The sequence below is a fragment of the Mycobacterium sp. 4858 genome, assembly GCF_900240975.1.
GTDB lineage: Bacteria > Actinomycetota > Actinomycetes > Mycobacteriales > Mycobacteriaceae > Mycobacterium.
The window spans coordinates 1,653,648-1,669,244 of record NZ_LT968776.1; the positions used below are offsets into that span (position 1 = coordinate 1,653,648).

Genomic DNA, 15,597 nt, shown 5'->3' on the forward strand with positions numbered 1-15,597 from the left:
ACTCGCGATGGCACACGCTGTGATAACCGGAGCAAGCGGGCTGCTGGGATCCAATCTGACCGCCGAGCTGATCGCGCAGGGGCACACCGTCACCGCCACCCGGCGCCCGAGCACCGATACGAGTTCACTGGCCGACCTGCCGGTCAAGTGGGTCTGCGCCGACCTCGGCTCGGTCGCTGATCTACGCGACGTGTTTGCCGATGCAGACGTTGTATTCCACTGCGCCGCATGCGTTTCGACCAGGAGACGGGTCACACCGGCGATCTCGGCCGTCAATGTCGGCGTGACGCAAGCTGTCGTCGAGGCCGCGATCGCCACCGGCACCCCGCGCGTCGTGCATACCTCGACCGCGAACACGATCGGACCCGAACCCGACGGCGCACCCGCCGACGAGCAGACCCCGTGGGGGTGGGACAAAGCCGGGCTGGCAGGGGCCTACCCGGTCACCAAACGGCGCGGTGAGATCCTGGTGCAGCGGGCCTGCGACAAGCTGGACGCGGTCATCGTCAACCCCACATACCTGGTCGGCCCGCGCGACGCCAGACCCAGTTCCGGCCGGCTCATCGTCGAGATCGCCAACCGCAGAATTCCCTATTGGACACCGGGATACAACAATTTCGCGGATGTGCGCGAGGTGGCGCGCGGCATGATCGCCGCCTGGCTGCACGGGAAGCGCGGCGAACGCTACATCCTGGGTGGCCAGGAGTTGACGTACCGCGAGTACATCGATCGAGTGGCGCGAATCGTCGGGGTCGACCCGCCGCGTAGACGGTTGCCCTATCCGGTCGCCTGGATCGGGGGTAAGGCCGGCGACCTCCTCGAGGTCGTCACCCGTCGGGAAACCACGGTGAACTCGATGTCCGTCGGATACGCGTTCACCGACCTTTACCGCTACCGCAGCGACAAGGCGGTGCGAGAACTGGGCTATGTAGTTGCCCCCATCGAGCCTGCGATCCGCGACGCGGTCAACTGGTTTCGCGTTCGCGGCATGATCAGATCCGCTCACGGACCCGTTGCGGGCTCGATGTTTTGATTCAGCGCGAAGCGGTTGTCCGGGTCGAGGCGAGCCTTCAGCTTGGCCAGGCGCCGATAGGTGACGTCGCCGAAGCTGGCCCGGATGCGCGCCTGCCCTTCATCGCCGACGAAGTTGAGGTACGTGCCTGCCGGACCGAACGGACGCAAAGCTTCATACGCATCATCGGTCCACGACTTGCAGCGTTCGGTGTCGGCGGGATCCGTCCAGGTCGTGATCAGATGCACGATGTAGGGATGGTGGCGGGCCGAAAAGGCCGTCGCCTCCGGCGGAACACGGCTGGGAAAGCCGCCGAGCCGGATCACATGCAGATGCGTTTGCGGCGCGGGGCGGCTGCGCCCGAGCAGCACGATACGCCGGATCGCGTCGTCGGACAGCTCCGTCAGAAAGATCGACTTCCAGTAGTTCAACCGGCCATATGGGGATGTGTGGTCGAGGACCTGTTGCCAAGTGGGGTAGGCGATTTCGCGCTGGAGCGACATCACCGGTTCCGTGCTGACCCCGCGGGCCCGCAGCAGCGCCCCGATGGCGGTCCGACCGGCTTGTCCGGATGCGGCCGAGCAACCGAGGATCGTGACCAGGCCGCGTCCCGAACCCTCGTCGGTGCCGAAGTCGACGAGGGACGCGAGGTGGTCGTCGGCGCCCGCCATCTGTGCGCGGAAGTGTTCGAGCACGGCCTCGGCGTCGGTGTCGCCGTAGGCCCGTATGCCCCCGATGACGTGATCGACCGGATGCAGGTCGAGCACGAAGTGGGCCACCACCCCGAAGTTGCCGCCGCCGCCGCGCAGGCCCCACAGCACCTCCGGGTTCTGTGCTTCGCTGGCGAACAGCACCTCCCCGCCGGGCGGCACCAGGTTCGCGGCGGTCAAGTTGTCGCAGGTCAACCCGTATGCCCGGGACAACCAGCCGACCCCGCCACCGAGCGTGAACCCGCCCACGCCCGTCGATGACACCACCCCGCCGGGGCAGGCCAGGCCGTGACGGGCGGTGGCCTGGTCGATGTCGCGCCAGGTCGCGCCGGGCTCGATGACCGCGATTCGGTGCTCGGGATCAACCACCACACGACGCATCAGGGACAGGTCGATGAGGATGCCGCCATCGGTCGAGGAGTGTCCTGCGACGCTGTGCCCGCTGCACCGCACCGCGATCTCGGCTCCGGAGCCGACGGCGTACCGAACGGCGGCGACGATATCCGCGCGGGAGCGGCAGCGGAGCACGACGGCGGGCCGCTTGCCGATCAGGCCGTTGAAGACCCGCCGCGCTGCGTCGTAATCGGCGCTGTCGGGATGGACTACGTCGCCGGTGAATCCGGGAACCGCGTCAACCGTCAGAGTCATCAGAATCGGTAAGTGGTGCAGCCGACGGTGACACCCGAGCCGACCGCCAGTATCAGCGCGACGTCGCCCGCTCGTGCCAGCCCATGCCGCCGGGCGTGATCCAGCCCGTACGGCAGGGACGACGTGAACAGGTCGGTGCCTGGTTGGTCATCCGCGTCGAACTCGACGAATCGTGATCGGGGGACACCGATCTGGGCGGCCAGTTCGTCCAGATCGGCCGTCGACAGCTGCGGCGGGAGCACGACCGCGATGTCGGCGGGGTCGAGTCCCTCCAGCGTCAACACTTCCTTGGTGGCCGACGGGATACAGCTCAGGTAGATGGCGGCGAGGTTGGGGTCGCGCTCAATTTGCAGCCAGCACCGCCCGTCCCGCTGCTGGGTGTAGGTGGCGAGCGCCCCGCCGTACTCCGGGTGTTGCTGGAAGACGAACCGGCCGAAGCCTTCCGCACCGTCGCTTCGGCTGAGCAGGACAGCCGAGCCCGTCTGGCTGATGCCGTTCAACGGATAGCCGGTTTCGGGGCCGTTGTTTTCTATCTCCGAGGCCACGACCATCGCATGGTCGGCCTTCCCCGCGCCGATCATCCCCGCGGCGACGTGGCAGGCGTTGAGGAAGCCGACCGAACCGTTGAGGACGTCGAAGGCGAGGGTCTTGGGGCCGTCCGGCGACTGCACTTCGCCGTTGATTCCGAGTTCGCCGGCCACGAGCGCGGCAACCGCCGGTTCGCTGAGAAAGTCGTCGCGGTAGACGCCGGCGTGGACGATCAGACCGACCGCTGACCGGTCGACGCCACCTTCGGCAAGGCACGCCGCGGCTGCTTGAACCGCCAACTCTATCGAGCTCGGAGACGTCGATTGCCCGGCGGGAGCGATGCCTACGCCGTCGATGCGCACGCGGGGCGTCGCCGCTGCTTCCTTGCGGTGGTTTTCTGTTTCAAGGCTGCGGGCGTGCTGGCCGGCGCCCCGGCGCATTCGGTCCGGCAGGTCGTCGAAGGTATACAGCGCGGCGCCGATGCTCTGTCCGGAGCCGGTGATGGAAAAGACCACGTTGTCTCCGGACTTGATCCGGTTGCTCAGGATGTAGTCGTGCAGGGCGACGAAATGGGTCGTGCTGGCCGTGTTCCCGCGTTCCGCCACGTTGTAGATGGTGTTGTCCCGGTTGGCCGCGCCCGGTCCGAAGAGCTGGTTGACGGCGGCGACCGCGTCGTTGAGTGATGCCTCCGAGGTCTGGTGCATCACCAGGTGGTCGCAGGTTTCGGGCCGCCACCCGTGCCGTCGCATTACCGCCGCGACGTAGGGCACCGCATGCTTGACCGCGATCGCGGTCTGCGTGACGGAGTCGGTGAGCATGATGGCGCCGCCGTGCGGGGCTTCGGTCGCCTTGGCGATGCACAGTTTGCTGTAGCGGCTGAAAGTCGCGATATCGATGTCGTGGAAGCCCACCCGGCCGTTGGGGCCGCGCTCCAGGATCACCGCCGCGCCGGCGTCACCCAGGGTCAGGCAGGCGAGCCTCGGGTCCATCGGCCCCTCGATTTCCTTCTGCGCCGTCTCCGTGAGGTGGCTGATGTACTCGCCGCTGACCACCAGCGCGTTGCGAACCACCCCGGTCTGCAGGAATGCGTCCGCCACGGTGATGCCGGTGAACATCCCGGCGCAGGCGTTGCTGATGTCGAAGGCCAGCGCGTTGCCAAAGCCACATTGGTCGCTCAGCCGCGAGGAAGTGCTGGGCTCGAACGTGAACCTGTGCCCGAGTCCGTCACGGCGGGAGATGTTGCAGGCGATGATGAGCTCGATGTCCTCGCGCCGGTAGCTCGACCGGGACAGGCAGTCGTCCGCCGCCTTCCGCGCAAGGTCGATCGAGAACTCGTCCTCGCCGACCACCCGTCGGCTCCTGATGCCGGTAAGGCGTTCCAGCGGTATGCGGATCTCGTTGGCGCACTCCGCCATGACCGTCTCGGTCGACACCGTTCGCGCCGGCAGGTACACGCCGATGCTTTCGATCACCGTGTTTCGCTTCTCGTCGGGTCCGACTTGCGCCGGACCCTCGTCGGCGACCGGCCCGTATTCGGCGGCGAGCTCGGCGATGGTGCCGTAGACGAACATCGACTCCGGTCGCAGTGGCAGGCCGGCCGCATTCGCCCGCACCGCGACCTCCAGGCTCTGCGTCGAGGCGCCGCCGAGAGCGAAGAAGTCGTCGTTGATGCCGACCCGTTCCAGACCCATGACGGCGCACCAGATCTCGGCCAGGACCTGTTCGGTGCGCGTGCGTGGAGCGACGAATGCCGGCTCCTGCGGCCCGGGCCCGCCGCCGGCCGCCATCAAGGCACGGCGGTCGATCTTTCCGCTCGACGTGAGCGGCAGCGCGTCCCTCACCTCGAAAACGCCGGGCACCATGGCGGCGGGAAGCAGCTCCAGGAGGAAGCGGCGCAGCTCGGCCGTCGACGGCGCCGCGCCCCCGGCCGCAACGACGTGGGCGACGAGGATGGTGTTCCCTCGGCTGTCGGTTCTGGTCACCACCGCGTTCTCGGCCACCGCGGGGTGTTTGGCCAGCGCCGCCTCCACCTCGCCCGGCTCGATCCGGAAGCCGCGAACCTTGACCTGGAAGTCGATGCGCCCCAGGTAATCAATGTTGCCGTCGGGCAGATATCGGGTCAGGTCGCGGGTGCGGAAAAGCCGCTCGCCGCGACCCCCAAAACCCCCGCCGAACGGATCGGCAACAAAGCCGGCGGCCGTGAGATCGGGCCGGTTGAGGTAGCCGCGCCCAAGCCCGACACCGCCGATGAACAGCTCGCCGGGCACACCCACCGGCACCGGTTGCAGGTGTGCGTCCAGGATGTGCGCGCGGATGTTGGCGATCGGTCGCCCGATCGGCACCAGCGTGCCGGATTCGCCACGCCGGCAGTGGAATCCGGTGACGTCGATCGCGGCCTCGGTGGGCCCGTACAGGTTGTAGAGCTCGGCGTCCAGCGTGGCAAGGAAGTGGTCCCGCAGGTCATACGGCAGCGCCTCGCCGCTGCAGAACACCCGGCGCAGCGTGGCGCAGGCGGCCACGCCGGGCTCGGCGAGGAAGCGACGCAACATCGATGGCACGAAATGCATTGTGGTGACGTCATTTTCGACGATTGTTCGAACCAGGTATGCGGCGTCCTTGTGGCCCTCGGGCTTGGCGATGACGAGCCGGGCCCCGCTGATCAACGGCCAGAAGAGCTCCCAGACGGACGGGTCGAAGCTCACCGGGGTCTTGTGCAGCACGCGGTCGTCGGCGGTCAGCCGGTAGGCGTCTTGCATCCAGAGCAGGCGGTTACGGATCCCGGCGTGGGTGTTGAGGGTTCCCTTCGGCTTGCCGGTGGAACCGGACGTGTGGATGACGTAGGCGAGGTTCGCCGATGTCGTCGCAGCTACGGGCGCCACGGCCGCCTCGTCGCCCGGCGGCGCGGTCGGCGCGTCCAGGCAGAGCCGGTGGCCGGTGAAGCCGGGCGGCAGCTGTGGCAGCTGGCGCTGGTGGGTGACGCAGACCGGCGCGTCCGGTACGTCCTGCAGCATCGCGGCCATGCGCTGCGCGGGCTGCGCGGAGTCCAGCGGCATGAACGCGCCACCCGCCTTGAGGACGCCGAGCAGCGCCACCACCAGGTCCTCGGAGCGCTCCAGCAGGACGGGCACGACGACCTCGGGCCCCACGCCCAACTGCTGCAGCCGGTGCGCCAGGCCGTTGGCCCGGCGGTCGAGCTCGGCAAAGGTCAACTCGCGGCCCTCACACACCACCGCCACGGCGTCCGGGACGCGCGCGACCGTTGCCGCGACCAGCTCGTGCAGGCAGGCCGGGCCGTCATAGCCGACCTCGGTCCGGTTCCAGGCGGCCCGCTGACGTCGCTCTTCCCCGGCGAGCAGCGGCAGCAGCGAGACCCGCCGGCTGGGATCGGCGACGATGCCGGCCAGGAGAGTGGCGAAGTGCCCGGCCATCCGCTCGATTGTGGTGGCGTCGAAGAGGTCGGTGTTGTACTGCAGTACGCCGGACAGCTTCCCGCCGTGTTCGCCTATCTCCATCATCAGGTCGAACGGCGCGCCGCCCTGCCCGACATGGAGGGTTTCCAGCCGCAGTCCCCCGCTTTCCCGACCGGTCCCGTCCGAGAAGCGACGCGTTTGCTCCCAGGCGAACGAAACCTGGAACAGCGGCGTGCGGCCCGGGTCACGCACCGGCCGAAGCCGCTCGACGAGCAGCGCGAAGGGATAGTCCTGGTGTTCGAGGGCGCCCCGCACGGTTTCTTTGACGCGGCCGAGCAGGTCCGTGAACGACGGGTCGCCGTGCAGGTCGGCGCGCAGCGGCACGGGATTGGTGAGGTAGCCGACCAGGCCCTCCAGCGCGACCCGGTCACGGCACGCGAACGGTGAGCCGATCACCAGGTCGCCCTGGCCACTGTAGCGATGCAGCAAGGTGGCGTAGGCCGCCAACAGCACCGTGTACGGCGTCGCTTCGAGGCCACGGCCCAGCTGCTTGATCCCGGCCGTCACCGTGTCGTCGATGGTGAAGCGGTGCACGGCGCCCGCATAGGTCTGGACGGCCGGTCGTGGCCGGTCGGTGGGCAATTGGAGGACCGGCAGGGCGCCGGCCAGCTGTTCACGCCAGTAGGCCCAAAGCCCGTCGCCCTCGGCGCCTGCGAGCATCCGGGTCTGCTGGTCGGCGTAGTCGACGAAGCTTTCCGCGGGCGGTGGAGGCGGGTCCGCGCCGTGCTCGGCGGCATACAGCACGCGTAGCTCGTCCAGGATGATGTCGATGGACCAGAAGTCGACGGCGATGTGATGCAGACCCAGGAGAAGTACGTGTTCCTCGGGTGTGCGCTCCAGCAGCGTCAGTCGCAGCACCGGGCCGGTGTAAAGGTCGAAAGGGCGCTCGGTCTCAAGGCGGATCCATTCGTCTACCTCATGCTCCCCCTCTCCGAGCCGGTGCCGGGCGATCCGCACCGGCCAGTGCGAGTGGACGAGCTGGACCGGTTGCCCGTCGCGCTCGGCGTACGTGGTCCGCAGCATCGGATGCCGGTCGACAAGTGACTGTGCCGCGCGTTCGAGCGCCGGCACATCGAGCGCGCCGCGGATCCGCCCGGCATACGTGACGGTGTACGCGGCGCTGGCCGGTGCGAGTTTGTGGATGAACCACATGGATCGCTGCCCGTACGACATCGGATACACCGAGGCCGTCTCCTCCGCTTCCTCCATGAGCAGCTGGGACAGCAGCGCGCGTTTCTTCTCGGGAGACAGACCGGAGATGTCGATGGCCCTATCGCTCATCGCCGGCTTCTTTCCCGGCAGACTGTGTCTTGCCTCCGTTTCCGGCCCCGCGTTCAGCGAGCACCTTGTGGAGCATTTCCTCTACGGCCGCGTCCGAAAGATCAGGCACCCGGGTCAGGAGGTCGATCCCGCGTGACGGCGCGCCATCAGTCTCCGGTCGGCCCTTCTGGTCGGGGGCGCCCCTCTTCCGGACCGGCTTTTTCGGGACGGCCTGTTGCTGCGCCGCGGGCGTGTCGGCCGCGGCCGAGGGCAGGTGGCCGCCAAGCCATTCGGCGATACCGGCGACGCTCGGCCCCTGCAGCAGCAGGGTGACCGGCACGACGACGCCCAGGTCGCGTTCGACCTGCATCCGCAGCTCCAACGTGATGAGCGAGTCGACGCCGAGGCTACTCAGCGGCGCCTGGGTGTCCAGGTTCGATTGGGCCAGACCGAGTTTGCCGGCGGCGAGCTCGCACAGGTACGACGTAAGCAACCGCTGACGCTCTTGCGGTGTCGCACCCCGCAACTTGCCGGAGAGACCGCTGCCCGGACCGGTCGCGGCCCCGTCCGGCGGGGTGTGGTCCGACGGCGCGACGCGAAGGTCCGCGAGCAGCGGCGGCTGCGTATCGGGCCGCCACCGCGCCCAGTCGATGTCAAGGACCAGAGCTTGCGTCACCGACCGCGTCAGCAAGGACGACAGTGCCTGAAGGTTGTCGGCCGCGGACATGGCCTCGACGCCGTATTGGGCGAAGTAGCTTGGCAATTCGGACCGAGTGAAGAAGCCGAGCTCGGCCCACGGCCCCCAGTCGACGCTCAACGCCGGACGGCCTTCGGCACGCCGATGCCACGCCAACGCGTCGAGGAAGGCGTTCGCTGCCGCGTAGTTCGCCGCTCCAGGCAGGCCCAGCAAGGACGCGGCCGACGAAAACAGCACGAAGAAGTCGAGTTTCGCGTCTGAAGTCAGCGCGTGCAGATTCCAGGCGCCTTGCACCTTGGGCTCCATCACCTTGCGGAGTTTCTGCTCGTCGAGGCATTGCAGGATGGCGTCGTCGGCGATCCCCGCCGCGTGCACCACGCCGCGCAGTGGTGGCATCGACTCGCCGATCGACTCGAGGGCGGCCGCAACTTGTTCGGCTTTGGCGACGTCGGCCTGCGCGACGATCACCTCGGCACCGGCCGCCCGCAGCGCGTCCAACGACTCCTGCGCGGGTCCCGCGGCGCCGCCGCGTCCCATCATGACCAAGTGCCGGGCACCGTGGTCGACCATCCATTTGGCCACCACGAGTCCGAGCGCGCCGAGCCCACCGGTGATGAGATAGCTGGCGTCTGCCTTGAAGGCGCAGGCCTCCGTGGGTTCGGCCTGGTCGTAGCGGGCCAGCCGCGCGACGTAGCGGCGGCTGCCCCGGAGTGCGACCTCAACCTCGCGGTCGTCCGCCCACACCTCCTGAAACAGGGCTTGGGTCTCCAGGGAGGCCTCTTCCTGGCCCCCACCGAAGGACAGGTCGACACAGGTGCAGCGCAGTTCCGGGTCCTCGTGGTCGATGGTGCGGGCCATCCCCCACACCGGGGCCTGGGCGATCGCCACCGGTCCGGCTTCGGCCACCGAGCTCGCTGTCATCTGCGCCCCGCGCGTCACCAGCCACAGCCGCGGCGAGGCCGGCCAGCCGGCCAGCGAGATGGCTTGGACGAGATGCAGCACGCTCACCGGGCCCGCGGTGGTGGCGGACTCCAGCGACTCGGGCGTCGTGTCGGCCGGCGGTGCGGCCAGCAGGTCCCACATATGCACTACGCCCACGCACGGCGGCCGCTCGTCGGTGAAAGCCTCCGCGAGCAGCCGCTGGAAGTGCTCCGGCCGCGTCGGGTCGAGGCGATAGCGGTCCGGCGCCAGACGCTCGAAGTCTTGCCGGTCACCGCCCGGCTCGACCAACACACATGTCTGCGAACGGGATTCGAGGTGATCCCGAAGGGTGTCCGCGGCGATCCCGCCGTCAGTCAAGACAAGCCAGCTTCCGGCGCCGGCCTGGCGGCCCGACCCGTTCCGCTCGGCCAATGGTGCGGGCTGCCAGCGCAGTTGGTACATCCGGTCGCGCAAGCCCACAGCTTCCGTCGAGTCGGCGCCCGGCTGCGGCGCGCCGATCGCCTTGGCCTCCAACCAGGACCGGACGCGCTGCCACGGATAGGTCGGCGCGGCGACGAAGTGGCTGCCCACCGGGTACAGCTGCTCCCAGGCGACGGGCTGGCCCAGGGTGTACAGGGTGCCGAGCGATGCCAGCGCGGTTGCTCGTCCTCCGTCGTCACGCCGCAGGGACGGCAGGGCCGCACAACTCTTCCCCGTGTCCTGGACGTCCTCGCGGACAGAGGTCAGCAGGACCGGGTGCGGGCTGATCTCCACCACCGCGTCATGACCGCCGTCCAGTAGCTTTCGCAGCACGGACGAGAAGCGCACGGGTGAGCGCAGATTCATCGCCCAGTAGTCGGCGTCGGGCAGGCGGTCGGCCAGCAGGTCGCCGGTCACCGTTGAGTAGATGGGCACCGTGGGCGGGGTCGGCCGCAGTCCGGTGAGGCCGGTGCGCAGGGCGTCGACCAACGGGTCCATCTGCGGGCTGTGTGCGGCCACATCGACATCGACCCACCGACAGAACCGCTCGCGCTGCTGCAACGCCGCCATCAACTCGGCCAAGACCGTTCGATCCCCCGACAACACCGTCGATCGGTGGCTGTTGCTCGTGGCGATCGAGACCTGGCTCTCCCGGCCGGCGATGAGTTCCTCTGCCTCGGCGAGGCTGAGCTCCGCCGACATCATCGTGCCGCGGCCCCGCACCGTGCGGAGCAGCAAGGCGCGGGTGCAGATCACCCGTGCGGCGTCTTCGAGGCTCAGCGCGCCGGCGATGTGCGCCGCCGCGACTTCACCCATGCTGTGCCCCACCACCGCGGTGGGTTCCACCCCCCACGAACGCCATAGCGCGGCCAGCGCCACCTGGATGGCGAAGATCGCGGTTTGGATCAGGCCGATATCGGTGAGTTCCTCGTCGGTGGCCAGCGCCTCGAGCACCGAGCTTCCCAGATGGGGCTGGATCGCGCGGTCGCACGCCGCCAGGGCGTCGCGGAACACCGGCTCCTCGGCCTGCAGTCGCCGCCCCATGCCGCACCACTGTGAGCCCTGGCCGGGAAAGACGAAGAGCACGCGGGGCCGCTGGCCGGGGCGGCATCGTCCGACGGAGATCCCGGGCCGCGACCGGCCTTGCCGATAGGCGGCCAGGGACTCTGACATCTCGGCGGGCGAGTCCGCGACCACCGACAGCCGATGCTCGAGATGGCCGCGCCGGGCACCGGCCGTGTAGCACAGGTCGGCCAGCCGCACCCCGGATGCCAGAGCCGACTCGTACCGTTCGGCCAGTGCGGTCAGGGCTTCGGGGGATTGCGCGGAAAGCGGCAGCAACTCCGCTCGATCCGGCTCCGGAACCACCTCGACTGCGGCGGGCCGCACCTGCGGGGCCTCGGTGAGCACGGCATGCGCGTTGGTGCCACCCATGCCGAACGAGCTGACACTGGCGACCGCGCGCCCGCCGTTTTCCGGCCAGGGGGTCAGCGTCTGCGCCACCCGCACCGGCAAGCTGTCGAAGGGGATCTCGGGGTTGGGCTCGGCGAAGTTCAGACTCGGCGGGATTTCCTTGTGCTGCAACGCCAACGCGACCTTGATGAGCCCCGCCACGCCGGCCGCCGCCTCGAGGTGGCCGATGTTGGTCTTGACCGAGCCGATCAGGCACGGGCTCCCCGGCGGACGTCCGTCCGCCAGGACGGTGCCCAGCGCGTTGGCCTCGATCGCGTCGCCGAGGAACGTTCCGGTGCCGTGAGCCTCGACGTATGGGGCGGTGCCGGGCGCGAGACCTGCCCGCCGGTAGGCGGCCGCCAGCACGGCTTCCTGCGATTGCCGACTGGGTGCGATCAGCCCGTTCGTCCGGCCGTCCTGGTTGACGGCGGTGCCGCGGATCACCGCATAGATGGGGTCGTTGTCGGCCAGTGCCCGGCTGAGCGGTTTGAGAACGACGATCCCGGCGCCTTCGCCCCGCACGTAGCCGTCCGCGCCGGCGTCGAACGTCTTGGAGTGGCCGTCGGGTGCCATCAGCTTGGCCTTGGTGAAGTTGATCATGAGCGCCGGCGACAGGATGACGTTGACACCCCCGGCCAGAGCCAGCGAGCACTCCCCGTCGCGCAGGCTGCGGCAGGCCAGGTGCACGGCGACCAACGACGACGAGCAGGCGGTGTCGATGGCCATGCTCGGTCCGTGGAAGTCGTAGAAGTACGAGAGCCGGTTGGCGGCGATGCTCAACGCGTTTCCGGTGCCCGTGTAGGCGTCGACGAGCTGGAACTGGCCGGCCCGGAGGTTCGCGTAGTCGGTGGTGGAGATGCCGACGAACACGCCGGTGTCGCTACCCGCCAGCCGCTCGGGCACCTGCCCGGCATCTTCCAGGGCCTCCCAGGCGACCTCGAGGATCAGCCGCTGCTGCGGATCCATTTGTGCCGATTCCCTCGGCGAGATGCCGAAGAACCTGAAGTCGAATTGGTCGACCCCGGGCACGAAACCGCCCCTTCGGGTGACCGAGGTGCCGGGCACGGACGGGTCCGCGTTGTAGAAGGCCTCGGCGTCCCAGCGGTCCGGCGGGACCTCGCTGATCGCCTCCACGCCGTCCGACAGCTCTCGCCAGAAGGCCGCCGGCCCATCGGCACCCGGGAACCGGCAGCCGATGCCGATGATGGCGATCGGCTCGTCCGCCGCGCGTGGCCCGCCGCCGTCCCCGGCCGGTGCGGCCGCGCTCTCGCCGGCGGCGTCGGACTCCTCGGCCAGATGACGCGAAAGAAGGTCGATCGTGGGGTATTCGTAGGCGAGGGTGGGCGAAAGCTCGCGTCCGAGCCAGGATTCCAATGCGGCGGTCAGCCGGATGGCGCGAACGGAATCGAGGCCGTAGTAGGCGAACGGACGGGATGGTTCGATATCCGTTGCCGGGAGGCCGAGTTCACCAGAGAGCTGGTCGACGAACCATCCCGCGATCTCCGCGGCGCTGCGCCGGGCGTGTTCGGAGGATTCAGCCGCGGCAGGGGTGTCGCGCCGGGGTGCGTGCCATGCAAATACCGCCTCGAGCCGGCCGTCGAGGAACTGCTGCTTGCACACGGACCGCTGCACCTTGCCGCTGGACGTGGTGGGAATCCGCAACGGCGCCAGCAAGACAACGGCGTCGACGGCGATTTCATGGTGCTCGGTGATCGCCGTCCGGATTGCGTCCACGATCGCGGTGAGTTCGTCCTGACCGAGCTGTTGATGGCTCACCTCCTGGACGGCGACCAGCTGCTCGGCGGCGTCCGGTCCGGGAACGACCGAGAAGACCGCACCCCGGCCGCGCAGCAGTGCCGGGTGGCAGGACTGCACGGTCAGCTCGATGTCCTCGGGGTAGTGATTGCTGCCGCGGATGATGATCAAATCCTTGCGGCGTCCAGTGACGAACAATTCCCCGGAGGCCAGGAAGCCCAGATCCCCGGTACGGAGGAACGGGCCGTCCCCGGTGTCCGCGAGGTGCGCCGAGAACGCCGCTTCGGTCTCTTCGGGCTTTTGCCAGTAACCCTGTGCCACGCTCGGCCCCGCGACCCAGATCTCGCCGACCTCGTCGGGCCTGCACGGCCGCCGGGTCTCCGGGTCGACGATGACGACCTGCTGACCACCTTGCGGCTTGCCGCAACCGACCAACGTTGCGGCGCTTGATCTTTCCGCTGCAACCTCGACAACGCGGCGTTCGCGTAGCGCAATGCGATCTATGTGCCGAACCAGCGGCACCGGGGCGTCCGAGCCGCCGGAGACCAGCAGCGTCGCCTCGGCCAAGCCATACACCGGGTAGAACGCCTCCGGCCTGAAACCGGCCGGCGCAAACGCGTCGGCGAAACCCCGCAGGGTCGCGGGACGGACGGGCTCGGCACCGCACATGGCAATCGACCAGCTGGACAGATCGAGGGCCGCGCGTTCTTCGGGGGTGCTGAGTTCGGTGCACAGATCGTAGGAGAAGTTGGGTGCGGCGGTGATCACGGCGCGATGCCGGGAGATGGCTTCCAGCCACCGCATCGGGCGCTTGATGAACGCGCCCGCCGGCATGAGGGCACTGGTGCCCCCGACGTAAAGCGTCTCGAGGATGCCGCCGATGAGACCCATGTCGTGGTAGGGCGGCAGCCAGAACACACCGTGGGCATTCGTGTCGAATCCCGACTTCCACGTCCGCCGGATGGTTTCCAGGTTGTGGACCAGGTTACCGTGAGACAGCACAACGCCTTTCGGTGTGGCGGTCGAGCCCGAGGTGTACTGCACCATGGCGACCGTGTCACCGTCGATGTCCGGTGGCACCCACGGCCGGTCGTCGCCCGCCGTGTCGGTGACGGCCCAACGCAACGGGCTTCCCTTGACCAGACCGTCGACGGTGGCCCTGATTCTCGTCTGCATCTCAGCGGTGGACAGCGCGAAGCCCGGCTGCGCGTCGGCGATGATTGCCTCGACGCGCGGGACCAGGTGATCGCGTGCCGGCGGATGCATCGGTACGGCGACGGCTCCGGCGTAAAGACACCCGAACAAGCCGGCGACGAAGTCGAGGCCCGGCGGGCACAGGACGAGGACGCGCTCGCCGGCGGCGCCCAGTTGCTGGAGGTCCGCTGCGATCTGCCGCGCGTGGGCGTCCAGTTGCTGATAGCTCAGCCGGCTGACTTCGGTTTCCTCGCCGTCGCGAGAGTAGGTGAATGCGAGTTTGTCCCGGTAGCGTGCGGCTCGCTGCTGCAATTGCCCAACCAGGGTCGGCGCCGTCAGCGGAGGGTAATCCGCTATTTTCCAACCTGATTCGACGCACTGTGCCACGCGTCGGGCGTTGGAACCGGCAGTCGCTTCACGAACTCGTGACATCGGAGTTGCTCCGTCTGATGGGTCGGGCGGACCGGTGTGTGGTTGCCCTGGGTTGCCGTTGGGCCGTTCGATGGAGCGGCCTCCCTCGGTATAGGTCTCGAGCAGTTTGCGGAATGCCTCGACGGTGTAGCCGGTGACGACCGCGTCCGTGCGTGCCCGCACCGTCGTCGAGCGGACGTTGCGGAACAGCGGCTCGAGCTCGCCGACATATTCGCCGGGGGCGGCGACCTTGACCAGTTCGTCGGTCCCATCCGCCAATTCGCGCACGACTTCCAGTTCGCCGTCGGCGACGACATAGATCAAGTCCCCCATGCTGCCCTGCTCGTACAACACCGAACCGCTTGCCAGAGCCAGGGTTTGGGGCTCGGAGTCGACGGCGGTGGCATCCGGCAGCATCCGGAGCACGTGGTCGGCGAACGGCAACATCCGCGTGTCGTGAGTGGCGACCACGACGATGCGCTCGCCGCTGGCCAGCTCGCGGAGCAACTGCAGCACCGCCTGCACCTGCGCTTGGTCCAGGTGGGCCGTGGGTTCGTCGGCCAAGATCAGCGGTGGGTCCAAGGCAATCGCACGGGCCACCGCCACGCGTTCGCGTTGACCGCCGCTGAGGTCGCCGGGCCGATGTGTCATGCGGTCCTGCAGCCCGAAGCGGGTCAGCAATTCCTCGCCGCGTGCGCGCGCCGCCCGCCGAGACCACCCGGCCGCCCACAGCGGCACAGCCACGTTCTCCAGTGCGGTGAGACTCGGCACCAGGTTGAACGACTGAAAGACGAAGCCCACGGTCTGGCGCCGGTAAGTGGTCAATCCGCGGCGGTCCAGCGCGGTCACGTCGACGTCACCGACCTGGATGCGTCCGCCGGTCGGGCTCAGGATGCCGCCGATGCACGACAGCAATGTGGTCTTCCCACACCCGCTGGGGCCCAATACGACCACCAGGGACCCGGCCGCCACCTCCAGGTCCAGACCGTCGATGACCCGGATCGCATCCCCACCGGTGGAGTACTCGACGACGAGATCTTTGATCCGCAGATCCCCCAT

At 68.6% G+C, this 15,597-nt stretch carries 4 protein-coding genes; 1 reads left to right on the forward strand and 3 read right to left on the reverse strand.

The window, feature by feature from the left end; genetic code table 11:
* Positions 1 to 7 precede the first annotated feature (7 nt).
* The gene (locus C1737_RS16380; RefSeq protein ID WP_102418903.1) at positions 8 to 1,033 is read left to right on the forward strand and encodes an NAD-dependent epimerase/dehydratase family protein; all 1,026 of its coding nucleotides are present in this window, start codon (positions 8 to 10) and stop codon (positions 1,031 to 1,033) included.
* On the opposite strand, the gene C1737_RS16385 is transcribed toward C1737_RS16380, so the two are convergent.
* Genes C1737_RS16385 through C1737_RS16395 form a run of 3 tightly spaced genes read right to left on the reverse strand, consistent with a single transcriptional unit; the run spans position 1,003 to position 15,597 of the window.
* Positions 1,003 to 2,370: an FAD-binding oxidoreductase gene (locus C1737_RS16385; protein ID WP_102418904.1), complete on the reverse strand. Its 1,368-nt coding sequence runs from the start codon at positions 2,368 to 2,370 to the stop codon at positions 1,003 to 1,005. The two genes, C1737_RS16380 and C1737_RS16385, sit on opposite strands and share 31 nt — an antisense overlap.
* Positions 2,370 to 7,649, reverse strand: coding sequence for a non-ribosomal peptide synthetase (locus C1737_RS16390; protein WP_102418905.1), 5,280 nt, complete (start codon positions 7,647 to 7,649; stop codon positions 2,370 to 2,372). Before C1737_RS16390 ends, C1737_RS16385 begins: the two co-directional genes overlap by 1 nt.
* Positions 7,639 to 15,597 (reverse strand): type I polyketide synthase, encoded by a 7,959-nt coding sequence (locus C1737_RS16395; protein WP_102418906.1) that lies wholly within the window; start codon positions 15,595 to 15,597, stop codon positions 7,639 to 7,641. Before C1737_RS16395 ends, C1737_RS16390 begins: the two co-directional genes overlap by 11 nt.